17 protein-coding genes are annotated in these 22,695 nt (G+C 64.4%); 6 read left to right on the forward strand and 11 right to left on the reverse strand.

Annotated elements, in window-relative coordinates; translation table 11 throughout:
* Positions 1-6: 6 nt before the first annotated feature.
* From VN634_04085 to VN634_04105, 5 genes are all read right to left on the reverse strand, one after another.
* The gene (locus tag VN634_04085) at positions 7-1,539 is read right to left on the reverse strand and encodes a hypothetical protein (GenBank protein HXC50039.1); all 1,533 of its coding nucleotides are present in this window, start codon (positions 1,537-1,539) and stop codon (positions 7-9) included.
* Positions 1,540-1,955: 416 nt separating this feature from the next.
* Positions 1,956-2,672: a hypothetical protein gene (locus VN634_04090; GenBank protein HXC50040.1), complete on the reverse strand. Its 717-nt coding sequence runs from the start codon at positions 2,670-2,672 to the stop codon at positions 1,956-1,958.
* A 692-nt stretch (positions 2,673-3,364) separates the two neighbouring features.
* Positions 3,365-3,988: a hypothetical protein gene (locus VN634_04095; protein HXC50041.1), complete on the reverse strand. Its 624-nt coding sequence runs from the start codon at positions 3,986-3,988 to the stop codon at positions 3,365-3,367.
* Between the two features lie 164 nt (positions 3,989-4,152).
* Positions 4,153-6,996, reverse strand: coding sequence for a choice-of-anchor Q domain-containing protein (locus VN634_04100; GenBank protein HXC50042.1), 2,844 nt, complete (start codon positions 6,994-6,996; stop codon positions 4,153-4,155).
* Between the two features lie 11 nt (positions 6,997-7,007).
* Positions 7,008-7,214 carry a hypothetical protein gene (locus VN634_04105; GenBank protein HXC50043.1) on the reverse strand — a complete coding sequence of 69 codons (207 nt, stop codon included), beginning with the start codon at positions 7,212-7,214 and terminating at the stop codon, positions 7,008-7,010.
* A 168-nt stretch (positions 7,215-7,382) separates the two neighbouring features.
* On the opposite strand from VN634_04105, the gene VN634_04110 reads away from it, so the two are divergent.
* Positions 7,383-10,274, forward strand: coding sequence for an AAA family ATPase (locus VN634_04110; GenBank protein ID HXC50044.1), 2,892 nt, complete (start codon positions 7,383-7,385; stop codon positions 10,272-10,274).
* Between the two features lie 228 nt (positions 10,275-10,502).
* Here the strand turns inward: VN634_04110 and VN634_04115 are convergent, their stop codons facing one another.
* Positions 10,503-10,952, reverse strand: coding sequence for a GNAT family N-acetyltransferase (locus VN634_04115; GenBank protein ID HXC50045.1), 450 nt, complete (start codon positions 10,950-10,952; stop codon positions 10,503-10,505).
* Positions 10,953-11,026: 74 nt separating this feature from the next.
* Positions 11,027-11,872, reverse strand: a complete 846-nt coding sequence (locus VN634_04120) for an enoyl-CoA hydratase-related protein (GenBank protein HXC50046.1) — start codon at positions 11,870-11,872, stop codon at positions 11,027-11,029.
* A gap of 164 nt (positions 11,873-12,036) precedes the next feature.
* On the opposite strand from VN634_04120, the gene VN634_04125 reads away from it, so the two are divergent.
* Positions 12,037-12,651, forward strand: a complete 615-nt coding sequence (locus VN634_04125) for a glutathione S-transferase family protein (protein ID HXC50047.1) — start codon at positions 12,037-12,039, stop codon at positions 12,649-12,651.
* Between the two features lie 436 nt (positions 12,652-13,087).
* On the opposite strand, the gene VN634_04130 is transcribed toward VN634_04125, so the two are convergent.
* The 3 genes from VN634_04130 to VN634_04140 are packed head-to-tail and all read right to left on the reverse strand — an operon-like array spanning position 13,088 to position 17,759.
* Positions 13,088-14,845, reverse strand: coding sequence for a sigma 54-interacting transcriptional regulator (locus tag VN634_04130; protein HXC50048.1), 1,758 nt, complete (start codon positions 14,843-14,845; stop codon positions 13,088-13,090).
* Between the two features lie 43 nt (positions 14,846-14,888).
* Positions 14,889-16,742, reverse strand: a complete 1,854-nt coding sequence (locus VN634_04135; protein HXC50049.1) for a histidine kinase dimerization/phosphoacceptor domain -containing protein — start codon at positions 16,740-16,742, stop codon at positions 14,889-14,891.
* Positions 16,743-17,759, reverse strand: coding sequence for a phosphate/phosphite/phosphonate ABC transporter substrate-binding protein (locus tag VN634_04140; GenBank protein HXC50050.1), 1,017 nt, complete (start codon positions 17,757-17,759; stop codon positions 16,743-16,745).
* 179 nt (positions 17,760-17,938) lie between these two features.
* Between VN634_04140 and VN634_04145 the strand changes: the two genes are divergently transcribed.
* The 4 genes from VN634_04145 (at position 17,939) to VN634_04160 (ending at position 21,855) form a co-directional block, all read left to right on the forward strand.
* Complete coding sequence (locus VN634_04145; GenBank protein ID HXC50051.1) at positions 17,939-19,012, forward strand: DUF1295 domain-containing protein; 1,074 nt, start codon at positions 17,939-17,941, stop codon at positions 19,010-19,012.
* 62 nt (positions 19,013-19,074) lie between these two features.
* Positions 19,075-20,205, forward strand: coding sequence for a nitronate monooxygenase (locus VN634_04150; GenBank protein HXC50052.1), 1,131 nt, complete (start codon positions 19,075-19,077; stop codon positions 20,203-20,205).
* A 125-nt stretch (positions 20,206-20,330) separates the two neighbouring features.
* Positions 20,331-21,389 carry an LLM class flavin-dependent oxidoreductase gene (locus VN634_04155; protein HXC50053.1) on the forward strand — a complete coding sequence of 353 codons (1,059 nt, stop codon included), beginning with the start codon at positions 20,331-20,333 and terminating at the stop codon, positions 21,387-21,389.
* 4 nt (positions 21,390-21,393) lie between these two features.
* Positions 21,394-21,855: a nuclear transport factor 2 family protein gene (locus tag VN634_04160; GenBank protein ID HXC50054.1), complete on the forward strand. Its 462-nt coding sequence runs from the start codon at positions 21,394-21,396 to the stop codon at positions 21,853-21,855.
* A 77-nt stretch (positions 21,856-21,932) separates the two neighbouring features.
* On the opposite strand, the gene VN634_04165 is transcribed toward VN634_04160, so the two are convergent.
* Positions 21,933-22,586, reverse strand: a complete 654-nt coding sequence (locus tag VN634_04165; protein HXC50055.1) for a hypothetical protein — start codon at positions 22,584-22,586, stop codon at positions 21,933-21,935.
* Positions 22,587-22,695 lie beyond the last annotated feature (109 nt).

Raw genomic sequence — 22,695 nt, forward strand, 5'->3', positions numbered from 1 at the left:
GCTTCGTCACGGTCCGACGACCGCCATGCAGCTCGAATGGTCGACCGTGATCTTTTTGAAGCTGCTGCCGGTCAGGTCGCACGTGCTGCCGCTGGCAACGAAGTCGAGCGTTGCTCCATCTGCCGAACCAGTGACCTTCGTATTCTTGAAGAGGAACGGGTTGAAGGGCGCGTCGTCTGCGTCGCCGACCACGATGGTCTTGCCGGCGATCTTCGCGCCGTCCACCGACAGTGTTTCATACGGATGCAGCATGATCGAATTCTGCTTCTCCGCGCCGCTGAGCGAAACTTTTGGCGAGATCCCGATCGAGTAGCCCTCGAGGACGATCGAGGACGGCATCATCGGGTCTTTGGCAGTTCCGCTCTTGATCTTGGTGCCTTCGGCGATCTGTACGCCGAACCCGGAGTTCGGCGCGGACGAGATCAGAGTGTCGGAGGTGTATGCACTCACCTTGCTCTTGGCCCCGAGCGAAACCCCGAGGTAGCCCTGGAGCGAAACCGACCCGCCCGTGGAGACGATCTTCGCTTTGTCTCCGAAATCGATCGTGCTGCCGGTCGAGGAGCTTATGTTCGCGTACGCGCTGAGCTTGGCGCTCGCGCCGAAGCTCACGCCTCCCGACAGGCTGACGACGAGACCCGTTGCAGCAGTGAGCCTCGCCTTCTCGCCAACAGCCAGGTTGCCTCCGCCGAGCGTTACGACGCCATCTGTCGCCTCGACGGAAAATTTGTCGCCGGCGACAAGATCTCCGCTGCCGCTGGTCGTCACGGTTCCGCCTGACATCTTCACGCCGTCCCCAGCCGTGATTCCGTTGGCCGAAATGGAAGCGCTCGACTCGCCTTCGAGCGACACACCGTCACCGAGCGTCAGAGTGCTCGATGCTGTTATCGACAGCGAGCCTGTCGCAGCAACGGACACGCCGGACTGGAGCTCGCTGCCTGCGTTCATGCTGATGCTGACGTAGCCATTCGTACCGACGATGGAGGCGCCTTCCCGAACGAGGATGTCATTGTCCACATCAAGATAGACGGAAGCGCCGCTGAGGTGCGTGCTCGCCCCAAGGTCGGTGGTGGCAGACCCGGTCATCGACAGAATTCCCGTGATGGCCGTCAAAGTGGCGCCGTCGCCCACGATCATGACTCCGCCACTCATGCCAAAATGGACGTCGTTTCCGATCAGCTTCGCGCTGGCACCGATTTGGATTGAAAAGCCGTCGAAGCTGAAACTGCTGTAGTTCGAAACGCTGCCGTCGAGATAGAGGCGCGTGGCATGCCAGTCCGTGTTCGACCCGTCGGGCGCCTCGAGCTTGACGCCATGGGGCACGACGATGGATCCCGACGTTGTGTAGGTGCCGACCAGCGACGCCTCCGGAATCTCCGTATCGGTTCCGCTGTTGAAGCAGCCGTCGTTGCCGACGTCGAGGTAGACAAAATCCGGTTCACCCGGCGGACAGATCACGGCGTGCGCGGGTGGGACTGCTGCGGCCGACGCAAGACAGGCCGCTGCGACGAAGGATCGATGCCATACGAAAGAACACTTCATGAGTTCCCCCTTCCGTGTCGATGAGTCACGGGAAATCGGGAGTTAGCGGGCGGGCACGCATGTGTCGAGTGCGTGGGGAAAGAGCGAAACGAAAAAGACGCCGGCGCCTGCTCACGCGCGATCGCGCGCAACTCCGATCCCGATTTGACCGATGTGTCGCCAGCGCCGAACTCGCTCGACAGGCAGAAGCCGTTCGGACGGACGAGCTGCACGATCATCTGCGGGAGCCTGTTTGACGAATTGGGTCGGTCCGACCGGGCCAGGAAGCGGAAGTCCGGAGTAATCCTGCGCACGCAACCGCATCGGCAGGAAGATCGACCGAGGTTCCTAGTAGCTCGACGATTGCCATCAGCCGCATTGCGGTACTCGCCTGCCAACCGTTCCTGAGTTGCGGCGGCGACTCCCAGTCAATTCTGCTATGGCTGCGGTTTTGTCGGATTGGGCTGGGGCGAGGTTGGCTCGGTAGTATGACTCGCGTCAGCCCTGTCACGGGTGACGCAGATCGGTACCCTTTCTTCCTTCGGTTTATCGTCGTGTGGTGGGTTGGCAGCCCAGGCATAGACTCCCAGCGCGATCAGGCCCATGGAGGTGACTAAGAGCAGTGCCACCGAACGATTGCGGACGTCCATTTTGAGCTGCTCCGTTTGCAGATACGAGCTCAGGCGACTCAACGTCGGCGTCAGCGCGGTGAATCTGTTCAACGCCTCAGTGTATTCGTTCGAACCCGGGGACTTGCTGTGCTTACGCAGCTCGACGGTGGCAGCTTGACGTTCATCAAGCAGCGGAATGAGGGACTCGTACTGAGGCGGTAGAAGGTCCGATGCGTGAGCCTCAATGAGTTTGAGGAGATTCGAGTTCTGTCTCACATCTTCCAGGAAAAAAGTCTCGGTGATGAGAAGGCGTAGCGCCTGGATCATTCCGATACCGAAAAGAAGCAGCGCCGCCGCGAGTGCCACCACCGCAGCGTAGAACCGCGGTGTAAGCGGGATCAAAGAGCCGAGAGACGTGAAGGGGCTGGTGCCGATCGCCAGCGCCCCGAGAGCGCCCAAGCCACCGACCATCCATTTGGCGGTCGCGCGAATATCCGATCGCACGGCCTCAAATTTCTGAAGTGGAGAGTCCGGGGTATCCATGGATCAGACGATTTCGAATTTGATCCGGGCAGGAATCGCGAGTCTCGAGCGTAGTTTCTCAATGTCCACGCTTTTGCCTGGCGGAACATGCACGAGAAGTGCCGGCGACTTGCGCGACCGCGTCGGGCTGGCGCCCGTTCGGACCTCGAGTAGATCCCAGTCTGTGAATGGGAGGCTCGATTTGCGGCCGGATCGGATCGGCTGAATCAGCCAGCAGGAAGTGGTCCCGGGGTCAGGAAGAACCGGCGGCGAGGTAGGCTTTGGCCCTACCGGCTTCGGAGTCTTCTTACGCCGACTCGTCGGCTTTTTCGTGGTGGCTCGCCACAGTGTGACAGATTCACCATGGCAACTGACTGTGATGCTGCCGTCCAGATTCTCTTTGACGTCCATGAGTAAGCCTCGCGGCGAATGCGGTTACGGGGCTGGCGGAACTGTGTCGAGTGACAAGGGTGAGTATCGCCACAAGTAGGGGACTGGGGGGACTTGGCCGGCGCTCGTACGATGCGGATCGCCGCGCCGGTGAGAAGCCTCGCGAAACCGGAACCGACCGAAACAATATCCATGCGGCTCGGGGTTAAACGCCCCGGGCAACCACGGGTTGCGGCGATTAAGGCTCGGGCGGTCACAGCGGGAAAGACCCCGCGGCGCGTGCAAGCGCCGCGGGGCCTCGAAGGGTTTTACGTGGAGGCGCCTTACTCGCAGAAGCCGCCGACTCCGCACGTCAGTGCAGGCAGCCACTCGCCGCTGAAGCCTTCGCAATCCACCTGCGAGTTGAAGTTCGGGCCGGCCACGCAGCCACTCGACGTCTGGCAGCATCCGCCCGGCGTCGGAGTTGCAGAGCAGAAGCCGTCGCTGCCGCATCCGGCCCCCGCCGTGATGTATGTCGCGAGGGGCCCGGCGGCCATCTGGCAGTCGGTGAGCGTCTGCAGAGTCGAAAGGATCCCGCAGGCGCCGGACACGCCGTCCGATCCGCTGCAGCATGCGGTGATCGTCAGTTTCCGCAGCGACATGCTGGCGGATTCTTCGATGTCTGCCTGGAACACACCTTCGTCCCCGGAAGTCCGACAGCCGCCTTTCGACTCCGCTTTCGTCCACGACGACGAGATCTTGCCGACGCACTTCGAGGTATCGACGGGGTCGCCGCTCTTGAGCGACTTGGCGTTTGCCGCGTGCAGGCACGACGAGTACTTGCCGGCGGCTTTTAGTTTCGCGGCTGCACAATCGGCGGCAGGGTCGCCGGCTCGCGACGCTGCAGCCGCCGCCAGTGTCAGACAAGTGACCGCAACGACAAACGAAGTTCTTCGAATCAAACTCATTGTCCTCTCCTTCTTCGCCTCGACGGCGTCGCACACCTTGTTGTGGCAGTCCTATGGACAGTGTCGTGCGACGGCCAGTCTGCGATTCCCGCCGATCTTCGCTCGACGCACGAGCGTACAATTCGAGTACGTCGAGAGTTGATGCAAACGGATCGGCCGGCGAGCTACGGCGCCTTGTACGATGCAGCGAACTTCGCCGCGCCGTTACTCTTGATCTCGTCCGCCCCGAAGCTCGCCTGCCAGCAGGACGCGTCGCTCGTGCGAACCTGCGCGACTACGGTACCTTCGAGGCCGTCGCCGAGCGCAAACGTCGGGATCGTGCTGCCCTTCGCCTTGAGCTGGACCTTTCCGCTGCCCGTGGTGCTCGACGTGCCGGCAATTCCGCTGATTCCGTCGCCCGGTGCCGGCTTCCGGCGGTCCTTGTATTTGAAGCCCTTGGTCGTCTCGCTCCAGCACGACTCGTCTTCGCAGGTCGCGTTTCCGGCCAGCGGTTGGAGGAAAATGACGAGGCCATTCGCATCGTACACGCAGAGCTCGTACGCCGTGTCGGTCGTGGGCGAGCCGAGATCCTCCTTCGCGAAGCCGGCCTTGCCCCACTTGAACGAGACCGCGCGCTTCCCGGCGTCGTCGGAATTGGCCAGCGAGAGCGTCGCGCCGCCCGGCGCGTCGTTGTCACAGGTCTGCGGCGTGTCGTCGCTTTCGCAACCGCTTTCCACGTTGCAGTAGTCCCGTGTGCAGAGGGTGCCGTCGTCGCATGCGCTATCGTCGGCGGTGTGCAGGCAGCGTCCGACACTGTCGCACTCGTCGACGGTGCACCCGACGCCGTCCTCCCAGCATGGAGCCCCGTCGGCTTCGAAGGTGCACGTCGAAGAGCAGCAGTCTCCATTCGCGACATTCCCGTCGTCGCAGATTTCGCCGTATTCGACGAGGCCATTGCCGCACACCGGGATCCCCGCTTCATAGGCGCCGAGATCGCAGTGGGCTCCGACCGGCCGCGGGAATCCGCGCTGATCCCGGTCGCCGAGCAGATGGCAAGTGGTATCGTCGCCGGCGTCGATCGCGCTCGACGGGACGTTGAGCTTCAGCGTGTATGTCGGGCCGCCGTTGTCATCGGGATCGCCCGCGAGATTCGGGTCACCGCTGAGTGCCGGATTGCAGCTTCCGTCCTCGATGAGGTTGTGATGGTTCACGGCGAACGCCGTGCTCAAACAATCGGCGTGCAACGAATTGGCGATGATGTTGTTCACGATGCTGAGATTGCCGCCCGACGCGAGCCGAACCAGTCCAACCGAGTTGTACGAGAGAGTGCTGTTGGTGAGCTCGAGCGATCCGGTGTCGAGAGTGATCGCGCCACCCGTGATCGAGTTGGAAAAGCTGGCCGAGAACGTGCTGTTCCGGATGCTCGTTGCGCTGTTCGTGCTGTAGACGGCTCCTCCGTCGGAGTCTGCGCCATTTCCCGCGAAATAGCTGTCGAGGACGGAGAGCGTCGAGGAGCTTACGTAGATCGCACCGCCGGTGCCCGCAACGTTGTTGCTGAACGAGCTGCCTTCTATTGCGAGCGTCGAGGAGCTGGCGTGGATCACACCGCCGTCGATCGCAACATTGTTGTTGAACGAGCAGCCTTCTATTGCGAGCGTCGCCGAATCGACCATGATCGCGCCGCCGGCCACCGCGCCGCCTCCCTGAATCTGCAGTCCATTCATCTCGACGGTGCCGCCGTCGATCGAGAAGACCTGGACGGGGACGTTGGTCTCGTCGACGCCGGTGATCACGACGTACTGGCCTGCGCCGTCTATCGTGAGGGTTTTGTGGATCTGCGGGAGGCTCGATTCGAGTGTAATAAAAGTCGTGTCTGCGAACCTGATGAGATTCGGTCCAAAGGCGGCGGCGGCGGCGTTCATCGCCTCGCGCAGCGTGCAATGCGCGTCGCAGGTGCCGTCGTCATCGTCCCCACCGGCGGTGACATAGAGGATGTTCTGTTCTTCGGTCGCGCCGATGTCGCAGCCGGATCCCACCGGCCGCGTGATGCCGCGCTGATCGACACCGCCTGTGGGACTGGCCAGGCAGTAGGTTTCGTCGCCGTGGTCGTTCGCGAGGGAGCCGTTCATCGGCGGTGCTGTCTGGGTCGGACCGCCGTAGTTCCCAAGAGGCGAAAGCATGGGATCGCCGCTGAACGCAGCCGGGCACGATGCATCCTCGATCAAGTTCGAGGTGTTCGTCCCGATGGAGCCGCCGGACTCCAGCTTGCAGTCCGCACCGGTCGATCCGGCGATGATGGTGTTGACGAGGTCGAGCGGTCCGCGAGTCGCGATGCCGCCTCCAGCTGTCAGAGGCGCCGAATTGGCCATGACTGTGGTGTTGTACAGTTGCACGCCCGCGGTCACCCGGCCCTGGATTCCTCCGCCGTCGGTTGCTGCCGTGTTTCCGTAGATCGTGCTGTTGACGATCAGTGCGCTCGACGCCACGTAGATCCCGCCTCCCTGGTCGCCGCTGTTGCCGTTGATCGTGCTGCCGGAGATGGTCGCATACGTGGCGTAGATGCCGCCGCCTGCGGCGGAAGCGTGACATGCGGAGACCGTGCTGTCGTAGAAGAACAGCCGGCCCGTGCTCAGGATACAACCGCCGACGTCGCCGAGACCTTTGGTGAGCGTCACGTGGTCGAGAGTGAAGTTGATCTCGAAAGCGACGACGAACAGCTGAACGTCTGCGCTGCCGTTTCCGTTGCTGTCGCCGCTCAATGTGACCGGCACGCCGGTACCGTCGATCGTCAGGTCCTTGTCCACGGTGATGGCGCTGCCGAAACGGATTACTGATCCGGCCAGACCGGCGTCGAAGTCGATCGTGTCGCCCGACGATGCCGATGCGATCGTGTCGCGCAGCGATCCGGCGCCGGTGTCATTGCTGTTCATGACGGTGAGCACGGCCGCCTCGGACCAGTCCGGCGTCATCGCCAGCAGACAGAACGCCAGGACGCACGCAGAGTAGTTTCGAATGTTTCGGATGTTCATGGCCCTCCCTCTCAGTCGATCAGTTTGCCAAGGTGCTCGAGCAGCTCGGCGAGGCTCGTGAAGTGGTGGCGGCCGCTCGACGTGACCTCCTCCAGCTTGCCCCTGCACGTACCGGCACCGAGATCGGTGGTACGGTCGAAGCGCAGGACGAACGTCCGCTCCTGTGGATAGAGGGGACGCTGGAGTTTCTCGTCGTCGCTGCGGAAGCGCTCGGTCATGCGCAGTTGCTACCCCGGCCGGCGCCGGCGAGTCCCCACAAAACTCACACATTTCGAGGCTGCCGGGCACGAAGGCGCTCGTTTCCGGCCTCGCGCCGCCGCAGTCGGCGTGAGCGTCCACCGGCGAGCTATTTTGTGGTTTCGCCGTCCCCGGTATTCTTCCGCGCCATGGCCGGGACTTCTGGTGCTGCTCCCGCGCGTCGCCGGATCGGTCAGGGTTTCGAGCTGGATCTTTCCGGCGAACAACTCTGCCGCGGCGGGCAGACCATTGCGGTGCGGCCCAAGAGCTGGCTCGTGCTCCGGTATCTCAGCGAACGAGCGGGCGAGCTCGTTTCGATAGGCGACCTTCTCGATGTCGCGTGGCCTGGAACAGCAATCACACCGAACACGCTGAGCAACGTCATCAACGAGCTGAGACGGGCTCTCGGGGACAGCGCATCCGATCCGCGCTTCATCCAGACCGTGCACAGGCGCGGATTCCGCTGGCTTGGGGCCGGTGCGGGCGACGGTCGTCCGCCTTCGGAATCCGATTCCCGCGGCTCCGTGCCACACACGGAAGTATTCGTTGGCCGAGAGACTGAGCTGGAGCGACTTCGTCGCTGCTGGACCGATGCAAAGGCGGGCCGGCGGCAGATCGTTTTCGTTGGAGGCGATGCCGGTATTGGCAAGACGACACTCGTCGCTGAGCTCATGCGCTCGCTCGATGATGGAGAGAGCCTGATCGCGCGCGGCGGCGCTGTCGAATCGACAGGCGCCCTCGAGCCATACGTGCCGTTTGTCGGTGCGATCGATGACCTGCTGTCGCGCGAGCGCGCTCTGGTGCTGCCTTTGTTGCAGCGCTCAGCTCCCGGCTGGCTCGCCATGATGCCTTGGACTGCCGCGCCCGAATCAGCCCCGCTTTCGCCGGCTGCACCTCTCGACACTGCTCCCTCGCTGCTGTTCCAGGGAGCAACCTTCTGGGAATCCGTCGCGGCGATGCGACCCACGCTGCTGGTGATCGAAGACCTTCACATGGCGGATGCGGCAACGATCGCGCTCGTCGGGCTTCTCGCCGAGCGCACCGCGACGGCACGACTCATGGTGCTCGCTACGTGGCGCTCTGCGCAGGCCGTTGCGACCGAGCACGCCGCCGCGGGCCTTGTCCGGCGGTTGCAGGCGTCGCGCCGTGCGAGCGTGATCTCCTTGTCACCGCTGCTGCGTGTCGAGATCGAGCGGTGGCTGTCCCATCGCTTCGCCAGCGACTCGGTTGCCGCAGCGCTTGCGCCGGCGCTGGAACAGCTCTCGGAGGGCAACCCGCTCTTTCTCCGCGCGCTCAGCGAACATGCGGTCGAGCGGGGCATCATCAGCAGCGACGGAAGTGCCTGGCAGCTTCCAGTCGATCCTGCTGCCACGCTGCTCGAGCTTCCGGACGATCTGCGCGACATCGTGGGAGCACAGCTCGACGTGCTCGGCCCGGACGAAACCGAAGCCCTGGAGGTTGCAGCCGCGGTGGGGCTGCGCTTCTGCGCGCAGGACGTCGCCAGCGGATGCGGACGGCCGGTGGCTGCTGCCGATTCGCTCTGCCATCGCCTCGGGAAGGCGCGTCATTTCATCCGCGCGTGTGGCAGTGTCACTCGTCCCGACGGCACTCGCAGCGGCGAATACGAGTTCGTGCATTCTCTCTTCCGTCACGCCTGCTACGCGCGCATGTCGTCGGCGCGCCGCCAGCTCGTTCACGAGCGGATCGCGCTCGGAATGGAAATGGCCCACGGCGAGCGAACGACGGAGGCTGTTTACCAGCTCGCTGAGCAGTTCGAGGCGGCGGACGATCTCGAGAGGGCGGTGCAGTATCTGTCGAAGGCCGCCGCATCCGCGGTCGAACCCGACGCACAGGCCGAAGCGCGCAAGCGTCTCGAACAGTTGCTTCAAAGGCTTCACGAAGAACCCCGAAGCCGCGCGCGTGATAGCGAGGATGCCCAGTTCCAGCTTACCGGCCTCGACTTTCAGCGCACGGGGGGCGACTACTTCCAGTACTACCAGACGGCGGAGCGGTTGGCCTTGCGAGCGGGAGACAGCCGCCTCGTCTTCACCGCGCGCCTCGGACTCGCTGTCGGCCAGCTTGCGCTCGGAGAAACGGAGCAGGCCGAGCTCACCGCGGAAAAGCTTCTCGTGATGGCCGACAGGGAGCTGCCCACTCTTCGTCCACAAGCGCTCACGGCGGCGTCGTTCGCACCGGTCGTCAAAGGAGAGCTCGAGAAGGCCGCGGCGCGTCTTTCGGTAGCCGTCACGCTGGATCCGGAGCCGGGCATTCCCGCCACCGTCGATCAGCGCGCGTGGCAGGAGATTCACTACGCGTACGTGCTTGCGCTGCTCGGAAGACTCCGCGAGTCGGAAGTGTGGCTCGAACGATCACTCGCGCGCTGTGAGGATTCGGATCATCCGGTCAGCCAATCTTTGGTACAGACCCACGCCGCGGAGATCTGCATCGTGCTGCGCAATCCCGATCGAGCCGCGCGCTGCAACGAACGATCGTCGCAGATCACGCAGCAGCTCATCGGAAAAATCACTGCGCGAAACCGCGCGATCGCGAGCTGGGCCGCCTTTGAGCGCACACCTTCGGCCGAGTTGTGCGATGCGATGGAAGGCATCAATCAACGCCGCTGGTTGTCCTGGCCGGCAGTGCTCGCCTCGGCGCAGAGGCGCGTCGGCCGGCTCGAGAAGGCTCTTCAGACGATCGAGGCCGGCTTCCAATACGCCGTCGACACCAGCTCGGCGATCTATCTGGCAGACTTGCACCGCGAGCGCGGCGAGATCGCGATGGCCCGGCTCACGCACGAACGCGGCGCCGGCACCGCCGCCGAAGCGGAAACGCAGTTCCGCGAAGCAGTGCGCGTGGCGCACCATCAGCGTTCCCGGCTGCTCGAGCTCCGAGCCAGAGTTTGCCTCGCGCGACTGCTCGCCCGGACGGAGCGTGCGGCCGAGGCTCGCCAGCAGCTCGAGGACATTCTCGGTTCCTTCGAGGGCGAGCCGGCTGCCGCGGACATCACCGAGGCGATGGCCGCGAACCAGAGTATCTGCTGAGGCTGATGCAGTAGGCGCGAAGCGCCGTGACGAGGAAGCGCGAAGCGCCGTGACGAGAGTCCCGTACGGCGATCGTCCCGTCCATGTCGCGGAACCCTTCTGCTTCACGAACATTCCCCGGGGAATGTTGTTCGCGATCGTCGTACGACGGCCGAGCTGCTCATCGCGATCGCCGAGATCGATGACCGTAAGCTCTCCGCCAGGCACGCCTGATCTGGCGGAGTGAGGCTAACCGAGCCATTTGAGGTAGGCGTTGGCGCGACTGAACCCCGCTCTCTCGTAGAACCGATGCGCGTCAGCGCGCCGACTGTTTGATGACAGCTCGATGTGAGTGAGGCCGCGCGCCGTCGCCCAGTCCTCGGCCGCGGCCAGCAACTGACCGCCGATGCCCTCGGACCGCCTCTTCTCATCGACAACCATGTCCTGCAGCCAACACTTCGGACCGAAGCCGAGCGATTGGATGTCCGCATAGACACTCGTCAAGCCCACGGCTCTGTCACCATCAAAAGCCAGAAGTATGTCGGCATTCGGTTGCTCCACTGCCCAGCGGAACGATGTCGACGAGCGGCGTCGCGTGTAGTCGGGGGGCACGCCGCCGGGCGGCTCGAACAACTGCTCGAGCAGGTAAAGCGCGCCCTCCTCGTCCGAGAGGGTTGCCGGGCGTATCTCGATTCCCATGTTCGGATTCTACACAAGGACGAAACGTGGACTAGAAGGCGGGTGGCCAGAGCCGGCCACCAGGCGCGTCTGTGTCAGTCTTCGTAGACCGGCGGACGTCCATGCTTTCGCGCGCGAATCGCCTCGTCGAGATTCTGCGTCGTCATGCGCACGAGCAGCTGGTTGCGGTTCTCGAGATCGATGGCGGCCTTGAGGCTGCCCGCCTCGAGGTTCGCCCACAGCACTTCCTTCGTCATCGAAAGACCGTGCGCGCTGTAGCCGCACATGCGGTCGGCCATCTCGAGGGCGCAATCGACGAGCTCGGCGTCATCGACGACGCGCGAGACGAGGCCGATACGCTCGGCTTCGTCCGCATCGACCTCGCGACCCGACAGGATGATCTCGTTGGCGCGCGACGCGCCGATCAGTCGCGGGAGTAGATAGCTTACGCCGCACTCGGTACCGGCGAGGCCGTTGTTGATGCCGGCGCCGCGAAAGGTCGCCGAGCGCGCCGCGATGCGGATGTCGGCGCCGAGCGGAATGCACATTCCGCCGCCGTACGACGGGCCGTTGACCGCGCAAATCAGCGGCTGCGGAATCGCACGCATTGCCGGTACCACGTCCGACATGAACGCCATCGCGCGGATCGCGATGCGCGAGATCGGAAGCCCGTCGCTTCCCGGCGGCATCCCGACGTCGGTCAGGTCCATGCCCGAGCAGAAGCCGCGACCGCTTCCGGTCAGGATTGCGACCATGCAGTCGTTGTCGGCGGCGACGCGGCGGAGCGCGGCGTACAGCGACTCGACGAGCGGAAACGACATCGCGTTGAGCCGCTCGGGGTTGTTGAGCGTGATCAGTCGAACGCGCGGCCGCGGGCTCGACACGAGCACGTAGTCCGCGCCGTCGTCACGCGCGTGCATGGCGTAGTTCTGGTGACTCATGACGCTGGCCAATCGTTGCCGCACGGCGGGAAGTCAATCGGAGACCAGCAGCAGCGGTTTCTTGTTACTGAGTTTTAAATGTACCTGTCCCCATCAGGTTGCGCCGGATTTGCTGACGAATTTTAAATGTACCTGTCCCTATTTTCCGTTTCAGGAGGACTACGATGATCACGTTGTATGGCGTGCCCGGCTCGCGGGCGTTTCGCACGATCTGGATGCTCGAGGAGCTCGGCGTCCCTTATGAAAATGTCCCGACCCACTTCGCGAACGGCGACACGAAGAAGCCGGACTATCTCGCGCTGAATCCGAATGGCCACATTCCGACGCTCGTCGACGACGGGACGCCGTACTGGGAGTCGATGGCGATCAACCTGTATCTCGCGAAGAAGTACGACAAGGGCCTGCAGCCGAAGTCGGCTGAAGGCGAAGCGCACGCCATACAGTGGAGCTTCTGGGCGATGACCGAGGTCGAGAACCCGCTCATCGAAGTGCTGATGCACCGCATGTTCCTGCCCGCCGACCAGCGCAATCCCAAAGTCGCCGAAGCGGCCGTCGAAAAGCTCCAGGGCCCGCTCGGTGTGCTCGACCGGCATCTGGCCGGCCGCAAGTACGTGCTCGGCGACCAGTACAGTGTCGCCGACGTGAATCTTGCGTCGGTTCTTTCGTGGGGTCCGCTCGTAGGGCTCGACCTGTCCGGTTTCCCGTCGCTCGGGAAGTGGCTGATGGAGTGCTCGGCGCGGCCTGCGGCAAAGACCGCGTCGGCCAAGGCGATGGGCTAGCCGTCACCTCGGCCGTCGTAGCAGGTCTCGCCGGGATCGGCTGAACCGAAGGCGCGGCGCTGGCGCGGAAAAGATCACAAAAAAAGACCCGACGTTCCTCTGGCCGTGGAACGTCGGGTCCGAATCGCTCGAAGTCTCGGGGGGGAGGTCAGACTTCGAGCAGGAGCTGCACCGATGGGGGGGATGGTCAGTCGGTTCAACTCCCGTGGCACCATCAGAGCACGGCTCGTGCCAGCCGGCGGCGTTCACGGCACAGTTCTTAACAACATGAAGTCGCTCAGGATTTTTCGAGCTATGCGGGAATTTTACCGCAATCGTGTCTCAGTGAACTGTTTCAATTCTGTCTCTGTCGTGTCCCGCGAGACACCGTAGAGACACCGTCTGAAAATCCCGGAGGGCCTCGATCGCCGGCATCGCGCCGGTCGATTTCTGCCCGTCATTCATCCTTCGGCTGCTCGCCGTGCTCTGGATCGTCGGCACCAAACCCCGGGACCCCAAGCACCGTCAGCCGCCGGTAGAACGTGGCGCGACTCACTCCGAGCAGCTTGGCGGCCTGCGACCGGTTGCCGCCCGCGCGGTGCAGCGCTTCGAGCACCTCGAGCCGCGAGGCCATCGGACCCTGCGGCAGCGATGCGGCAGCAGCCGCACCGTCGAGCACTTCGACCGGAAGATCGTCGGCCTGGATGAGCTCGCCGCGGGCGCGCGCCGCCGCCACAGCGATCGCATTGCGAAGCTCGCGCACGTTGCCCGGCCAATCGTACAGGTGAAGCAGCCGCAGCGTTTCGTTGCCGACGCCGCGTACGGTCTTGCCGGTAACGGCGCTCTGCGCGGCGAGGAAGTGCCGCACCAGGTGCACGATGTCTTCCTTGCGGTCGCGCAGCGGGGGAAGCGTAATGCGCGCCGCGCGCACGCGATAGTAAAGATCGGCACGGAAGTGTCCGAGCCTCACCTCCTCGGCAAGGTCGCGATTGGTCGCGGCGACGATGCGCACGTCGACCGGCTCTCCCTTGGTGCGTCCGACCGGATAGACGAGCCGCTCGTCGAGCACGCGAAGCAGGCTCGCCTGCACGCGCGCCGACAGCTCGCCGATCTCGTCGAGAAACAGCGTTCCGCCGTTGGCTGCGCGGAAGAGTCCCTCGTAGTCGCCGATCGCGTCGGTGAACGCGCCGCGGGCGTGTCCGAAGAGCTGGCTCGAGGCGAGCTCGTCGGAAAGTCCCGCGCAGTTGACGGCGACGAAATTTCCGTCGGCGCGCACGCTGCTGCGGTGGATCGCGCGCGCAACCAGCTCTTTGCCCGAACCGGTTTCGCCGTCGACGAGCACCGGCACTTCGACAGCGCCGTAGTCGCGGATCTGCAGGAAGATCTGCTTCATCGGATCGCTGTTGCCGACGATGTCGCTGAAGCGCGAGCGCTCGTCGAGGATGCGCTCGAGGTGCACGACGCGCGACACGTCGTACAGGAAGAACATCCTGCCGCCGGCCGTGCGCACGTCTTCGCGCACCTCGACTTCGACCGCCGTCGGAACGCCGGCACCGTGCGGTATGTGCACCAGCACCGTTCCGGCATGTCCCGCCGGATTGCGAACGGCGTTGTCGAGACGCTGGCGATCGCTCTTGGAGAGTCCGAGCGCATCCTGCCAGTTGCTGCCGAGCACGCTCTCCTCCTCGAGGCCAAGCATCGACAGCGCCGCACGGCTCGCGAACGTGACGCGGCTCTCGCCGTCGACGAGAAGCGTGCCGTGGCGCTGCGCATCGAGCACGGCCTTCAGGTCGTCGTGCGCGCGCTGCAGGTTGCGATGGATTGCGCCGCGACCGAGCGCGGTCTGCACGGTGACCTCGATGTCGCGCTGGTCGAACGGCTTGACGATATAACCGAGCGGTGCGGCGCTGCGCGCGCGCTCGAGCGTGGTCGGATCGGCGTACGCGGTCAGGAACACGATCGGGATGTCGTGTTCCCGGCGGATGCGCTTGGCGAGCTCGATGCCGTCTTCCTCGCCCTCGATGCGCACGTCCATCAGCACGAGGTCGGGTTTGTGCTCGATCGCGAGCTGGAAAGCCGCTTCGCCGCTGCGCGCGGTTCCCACCACTTCGTGGCCGAGGCGCCGCAGCCGCGTGGCGATGTCGAACGCGACGATGCTTTCGTCTTCGACGATCAGGATGCGTGCCGGAAGAGTAGCCGTAGGTACTTCGCTCATGACCCGGCTCCTTCCATGCTCGCCACGCTCGGGCTGCGCGCGATCATGATGCGACCGCCTTGCGCGGACGGCCCGGCGCGACGGCTTCCGAGTCTTCGATGGAAACGTCGTCGACGCCGGCGGTCTGCGCGAGAGCCGGCAGGTCGACGATGCACTTGGCGCCGCCGTCGGTTGCCATCGTAAGGTGCCCGCCGAGCTGCTCGGTCAGTGCCTGCACGAGCTTCAGCCCCAGGCTGTCGGACGTCTCGATGTCGAGATCGGCCGGAAAACCACTTCCGTTGTCGGTCACCAGCAGCCTGCGTGCGAGCGCGTTGCCGCTCAGCCGCACCGTGATCAGGCCTTTCGGCTGGCCTGTAAAACCGTGTTTGACCGAGTTCGCGATCAGCTCGTTGACGATCAGACCGATCGGAATTGCCTGGTCGACGCTCACCTCGCGCACGCTTTCGTCGACGTGCACGTCGACGTGGCACTCGCCGTGGCCGAGATAGCGGATCACCTGCTGCGCGAGCGTGTCGAGGTAACGCGCGAGATCGACATGGGCGAGGTCTCCCGAGCGGTAGAGCTGCTCGTGGACGAGCGCCATGGCGCGGATCCGGACTTCGCTTTCATGAAAGATTTCGCGCGTGTCGTCGTCGCGGCTGCGATCGCCCTGAAGGCTCAGCATCGACGAGATGATCTGCAGGTTGTTCTTCACGCGGTGGTGGATTTCGCGCAGCAGGATCTCTTTCTCCACGAGCGAGCGCTCGATCTGTCTTTCGGCTGCGAGGCGGTCGGTGACGTTTTCCATGACGAACACGTAACCCGTAGGTACGCCGCCCTCTTCACGAAGCGGGGCTGCAGACACGCGCACCGGAATGTGGCCGCCATCCGGCCGGCACAGCTCGAACGTGCGAGGAGAATCGCTGTAGCGCGGCAGGCCGACCGGCGCGCGCCGCAGATCGGGCAGCAACGTCTCGATGAGCTTTCCGTGAAGCTCGGATTCACTCGCGCCGAGCTCTTCAAGACAGCGCGGATTGGCGGTCACGACGCGGCCTTCGGCATCGGTGGCGATCAGCATGTCGGCCATCGAGCGCAGCACGTTGTCGAAATAGTCCTTGGACACCGTCGTCGTGCGCAGCGTTGCGGCCATTTCGTCGAACGCGCGCGAGAGATCGCCGATCTCGTCGCGGCGCTCGAGCGCGTCCGATTGCACCAGCTCGCCGCGACCGATGCGTCGGGCGCGCGATGCGAACGCGACGACCGGACGCGAAAGGCCGCCCGCGACCCCGATTGCCGAAAGCACCGAAACCGTGACGAGCACGATGCCGAGCGCGATGCCCGTCAGCGAGAACGCCGTCGACTGGCTGCGGATGAGTCCATCCAGACGCGCCTGCTCGAGCTGGATGTCGCTGCGGATTCCGTCCATCGCAAGGTCGACCAGCGCGGCGCCGATCACGTGATTTTCGAGAACCGCGGGAGCGGCCACGCGCAGCGTCCGGCCGTCGCGCCGACTCGAAGGTTTTCCGGTTTCGAGAGCCTCGCGCACCCACGGAACAGCCTGCCGGCTGTCATCGCCGTCGGGCGGCACGCCGCTTTCACGAATCAGCATCCCCCTGCCGTCGACGACCGATGCCGTAAGCACGTCGGGATAGCTCCGCAGCTCGGCGGCTTCGTGGCTGATCTGGCGGTAGTCGTTGTGATACAGCGGCGTGACGAGACGCTCGGCAAGCGCGGATGCGAGCGAGATGCCGTGCTTCTCAATCTGGCGTTCGAGCGTGTCGCTCAGGTTCGAGGATGCAACCGAGCTGATTTCCTCGGCGTAGCGGCGCTGCTCGGCGAGCAGCGCCGCGCCGAGCACGAGCAGGCTCGCGCACACGAGCCCTCCGATCACCATCGTGTATTGTCCGCGGAGCCGCATTCAGTTGGCTCCCTGCACGGCGCCGGACAATTCCGCATGAACGAGCGACCAGGTCTCTTCGAGATCGGCGATCGACCGCTCAGTCTCCGCATCGATCGCGCTCAGGCGGTCGATCTTGTTGTAGCGATCGAGCGTTTCGCGCCCGTCGGCGTCGCTGTTCATCTCGAGCAGCAGCTTGCCGAGCCCCGCGCGCTGCTCGGCCGAGACCGTCGGCCCGGTCAGCACGAACGCGCGCGGAATCTCGTTCGACTCGTAGATGATACGCAAGCCGGAAATGGTTGTGGGCTGTGCGGCTTCGGCGGCCTTCCATTCCTCGCTGCTGAGCGCGCCGGCGTCTGCGACGTCGCGAGCGACGGCGGCAACGATCGCCGTCTCCGAGAGTGCGAAGAAATATCCGGCCGCATCCTTCGGCGCGGCCTGCATCGGGGTTGCGAGTGCGACCGTTGCAAGACCCGTACGCTTGATGCCGGCAAGCGGCAGCAGGAACGCGGTCGTCGAGCCGGAGTCTTCGAATGCGACGCGATGCGAGCCAAGGTCGGCGAGCGTATGAATCGGGGAATCTTTCCGGACGAAGACGACCGAGTCGTACGTCGCCCGTCCGCCCCGACTCTCGCGCAGCAGGATCGTGGCGCCGGCAGCCTTGACGAAATGAATCGCCGAAAGCGGGGTCTCCGAGACAACGTCGACGATGCCTCGCCGAAGGAACTCGATCATCTCGGCGTTGTCGCGAGCGACGACCGGGCGGGCCCTGGCGTATCCCAGCCCGCCGATGCGGCTGGCGAACCACGAGGCGAGCGCGTCGAGTGCGGGAAGATGCTCGGAGACGTTGCGCGCGACGCGGCCGACTCCGAGCGTGTCGGGCTGTTCGAGCTCGTCGCGATACAGGATCGGAGGCTTGCCGAGATCGGCGGTATCCGGGGCTTCGACGCTGGGATCGCGTGGTTCCATTTCAGCCGTCGCCAGGCCTGCCGCACCGGTGATCATCGCCACCGGGACGAGCAGAAAAACCAGCGTCATTGCTGCCACGGACCCCGCGTGCCTCAGCATCTCCCCTCTTTCCGGAACTCGCGAAAGTCGCCGGTTCTGTTGTCTCACCACTGTCTCAGCCGTGACGCAAGCACTTTCTGGTAACGGCCTCGGTACGCGCCGGAATTGCTGGAGATTGACCTGACCCGCGCCGTTCGACATCGAGGGGCATGCCCCCGTTCCTGTGGCCGGTCCTCATCTATGGAGTGATCCTTCTCCTCCATATTGCCGTGCCTGGCCGGTGGGTGACCGGCTACGTGACCGGCGAAAACGGCGAGAAGCTCCGCTACCGGCTGAACGGTCTTCGCGTGCTCGCGGCCGCGATCGTGCTGTGGGCGGGCGCATGCTGGGGAGGTTTCCTCGCGTGGGATGCGTTTTACGTGCACCGCTGGGAGCTCGCGGCCGGTGCGTGCCTCGTCGGCCTCATCTTCACGCTCGCGATCGTGCTTCCGGCCGCGCCTGATCCGGACAAGTCATTTGCAGCGCAGCTCTACGAGGGCCGGCTCGCCAACCCGCAGTGGTTCGGCGGGCTTCTCGACGCGAAGATGGTGCTCTATCTGCTAGGCGCGATCATGCTCGAGCAGAACGTGCTGTCGTTCGCCGCCCACCACGTTCTGCTTCATCAGGATGACCCGTCGCCGGGCGTGTTTCTGTACGCAGCGCTGTTCAGCTTCTTCGTCGCCGAGTATCTGAACTTCGAGGAAGTCCATCTCTACACGTACGACTTCATGGCCGAGCGCGTCGGCTTCAAGCTGGGCTGGGGCTGCCTGGTGTTCTATCCGTTCTTCTATGCCGTTGGTCTGTGGGGACTCGCGGAATGGCCGAACCCGCATACGCCGCCTGTGCTGCTCGTGCTGTACGCGGGAATCTTCTTCAGCGGCTGGATGCTGTCGCGCGGCGCGAACCTGCAGAAGTTCTGGTTCAAGCGCGATCCGTCGGCTCGGGCATTCGGTGTGCTCGATCCGCGCGCGATCAGCGGCGGCGGAAAGCACGTGCTGGCCGGAGGTTTCTGGGGCCTGTCGCGGCACATCAATTATCTCGGCGAGATCCTGATGGCCTGCGGCCTCGCGCTGAGCCTCGGCTATCCGCTCGCGCTCACGCCGTGGCTCTACCCGCTGTATTACGTCGCGCTGCTTTTGCCGCGCCAGGCCGACGACGACCGCCGCTGCGCCGCGCGCTACGGTGACCTGTGGACCGAATACTGCCGCCGCGTGCCGTGGCGCATCATTCCCTACGTGTACTGAGCAGTTTTCCTTGCCGGTGCGTTTGCGGCACCACGACACAAGCTCCATCGCGAGGGACCCCCATGCGAACTGCCGTTACAAAGATGCTGGGAATCGACTTCCCGATCTTCGCGTTCACGCACTGCCGCGACGTCGTCGCTGCAGTATCCAATGCCGGCGGTCTCGGCGTGCTCGGAGCCGTTGCGCATACCCCCGAGCAACTCGACATCGATCTCAAGTGGATTCGCGAGCAGGTCAAAGGCCGACCGTTCGGCGTCGACCTGCTGATCCCGAGCAAGTATGCCGGCGCAAGCGAAGGCGGCTTCGACGCCGCATCGCTGAAATCGATGGTGCCGGACGAGCACCGCGAGTGGCTCGAGCGCCTGCTCGAGCGCTACGACATTCCCGGTCTTCCCGAGCCGGCGAGCGGCGAGCGCGGCATGGCGCGCATGCGTGTCGATCCGAAAAGCATGGGCCCACTGATCGACGTGTCGTTCGACAACAAGGTTTCATTCCTCGCCTCTGCGCTCGGCAGCCCGCCGCGATGGCTCGTCGACCGCTGCCACGAAGCCGGAGTGCCGGTTGCTGCGCTGGCCGGGCGTCTCGACCATGCGATCGCTCACAAGGAAGCCGGCGTCGACATCATCATCGCGCAGGGAACCGAAGGCGGAGGCCACACCGGCGAGATCGCGACGATGGTGCTGATTCCGCAGGTCGTCGATGCGGTTGCGCCGGTGCCGGTGCTCGCGGCCGGCGGGATCGCCAACGGCAGGCAGATGGCTGCCGCAATGGCGCTCGGCGCCGAAGGCGTCTGGTGCGGCTCGGTATGGCTGACGACCAACGAAGCCGAGACGTCGCCGGTGATCCGGCAGAAGTTTCTCGCGGCAACCTCGGCCGACACGCTTCGTTCGAAGTCGCTCACCGGAAAGCCCGCGCGCATGCTTCGCAGCGCATGGACCGATGCGTGGCAGGATCCCGATGCGCCGCAGCCGCTGCCGATGCCGCTTCAGAGCATGCTGATCGGCGAGGCGCAGCGCCGCATCCATCGCATCGCGCACAAGGAAGGAAGCGGCGCGCAGCAGCTCGCGACGTACTTCGTCGGCCAGGTCGTCGGGCAGATGAATACGCCGATGCCGGCCCGGCGCGTCGTCTCGGAGATGGTCGAAGAGTTCGTGACCGCGATGGAGCGCATGAACTCTCTCGTCGAGGATTGAATTCGCTCGAGCGACGCGCGCCGGGGGCGGGGGCATGCGCGTACGCTTCGATTCGCTTCGCTCATAGGCGCGTCCGCGCACGCCCTCGCCCCCGGCGCGCTGCGTAGTTGCTTGATGGAGGGATTGTGAACTACGGCGTACTTCAGATTTTTCAGAATTATGAGAGCCGCGATGCGGACGAAGTCGTCTGGCAGCAGGAGACCGAGATGGCGCTCGAGGCGGAGAAGCTCGGGTTTCATTCGGTGTGGGTCGTCGAGCATCACTTCCGCGACTACGCGGCGTGTCCCGACAATCTCCAGTACCTGGCGTGGCTCGCGGCCAAGACGAGCCGCATCCGTCTTGCGACCGGCGCGGTCATTCTTCCGTGGAACGATCCGCTGCGCGTCGCCGAGAAGCTCTCGGTGCTCGACCATTTGAGCGGCGGGCGCGCGATCTTCGGAATGGGCCGGGGCCTCGCGCGCTGCGAATACCTCGGCTTCAACATCGAGATGGACACGTCGCGCGGACGCTTCGACGAAGCGGCCGACAGCGTGCTGAGCGCGCTCGACACCGGCATCTTCGAAAGCAAAGGCCCGTGGTTCACGCGTGAGCCTACCGAGATCCGGCCGCGCCCGCGCGCCGGGTTTCGCGATCGGGTCTGGTGCATCGCGATGTCACCGGATTCGGTCGAGGCCGCGGCGCGCATCGGCACCGGCATGGCGATGTTCTCGCAGGCGTCGTGGGACAGCGCGCGCGAGTCGGTCGGCCGCTACCGCACGCTGTTTCGCGAGCAGCACGCCGGCAAGCCGATTCCTCCCGTCGTCACCGCCGACATGATCGTCTGCGACGACGATCCCGAGCGCGCGAAAGACATGGCGCGCAAACACATCGGCGGCTACCTCGTCACGGTCTTCAATCATTACGAGCTGATGAGCGATCATCTGAAGAACGCGAAAGGCTACGAGCTCTACGGCAGCGCCGTCGACATGCTGCGCGCCATCGGGCTCGAGCACGTCGTCGAGAGCTACATCGACGTCCAGGCGTGGGGCACGCCCGAGATGGTCGCAGACAAGCTTCGCGCGCGCGGCGAGAAGATCGGCGACTATTTCTTCAACGCGTGTTTCCGTTTCGCCGGCGTTCCGCACGACTACGCGATGCGCAGCATGCGGATGTTCGCGGACAAGGTGATGCCGGCGCTCGCATAACGTCATGGACATCAAGGATCCGGAAATACTCGGGCTCATTGAGGAGCTCGACCGCGCGCGTGAATCGTGGATTCACGGAAGAACCGAGAAGCCGGGCACCGACGTCATGGTGCAGGGCGCCGACATGACGATCTTCGGTCCGTTCGGCGGCGAGCTCGTGAGCAACAGTCCGGAGCTCGAGCGGCGGCAGGAAGCGATCTCGGCGAAATTCCGCGGCGGAACCGGGAGATCGGAAGTCGCGAGCGTGATGCGCGAAGGCAACCTCGTCGTGATCGTGCTCCTCGAGCGCAACACGGTGCTGTTCGAAGGAAAGACCGAGCCGCAACCGTTCGTGCTGCGCACGACGCAGGTGTTTCGAAAGGACGGTGAACGCTGGCTGCGCCTGCACCGACATGCCGATCCACTGATCGACCGGCGTTCGTTCGAGACGACGCTCGAGATCGCGGCCGGAAAGCTCGGCGGCTGAGCGTAGCCTTAGCCGCTGATTCGCATCCTGCTGTTGCCGCGGGCCGGTCGTATCGGAAATCCGCGGCTATACCGTGTTTACTGCACTTCGAGCGTCGAGAGCTCTCCGCCGTAGATGGCGTAACGGACGGTCATGTTTTCGTCGATGCAGCTCGAATAGAGATCGAGGTCACCTTGGAAAGCGAGATGCAAAGTCGCGACCTGATCGACGAACGCGCCGGTGTCGATCGGATCGGTGACGATCGTCATCGTATCGGTTCCGTCATCGTACGAAGCGCTGGCCACGGTGGCTTTGCTTGTCGCCACTGTCATCCGGTTTCCAGCCGGGTTCAGGCCGACCCAGCGAATCTTGATCTTTCCTTTGTCCAGCGTCGAAGCGCTGCTGAAGAACGACGCGCAGGTTGCTTCGCGCAGCTTGCCGGTGAGCCGGAACGAAACCTCGGTGATGGGCGCGGAGCCCCCGGTTATGCCCGAGTTATCGCAACTGCTTTGCGTGTCGGTCACCCGTGCCGTCTGCGTCTTCGGAATTCCCGTGAGGCCCGGGTGAAACTCGAATCCGGTATATGGCCACGAATGCTCGTCGCCGCTTGCGATGGAGCACGAGATCGTCCCGGTCGGCTGATCGGCACTGGCGACGGTCGCCGGCGCCGCGCAGAGAAGCACCGCCAGAACCATGGCTCCGAACGATGTAGTGGTACGGGTAACAGTCCGATCGCAGCGACGGTTTGTCATGGAAGCCCTCCTGAAGGCCGCGGGTCTCGTCTCCCTTAGAGGGTTGCCACCCAGTGTGTCAAGGGACGAATCGCTCGCGGGCTACTTACTTCGCGTCACTCGCGAGTGC

The sequence above is a fragment of the Candidatus Limnocylindrales bacterium genome (assembly GCA_035571835.1).
Classification (GTDB): domain Bacteria; phylum Desulfobacterota; class Binatia; order UBA1149; family CAITLU01; genus DATNBU01.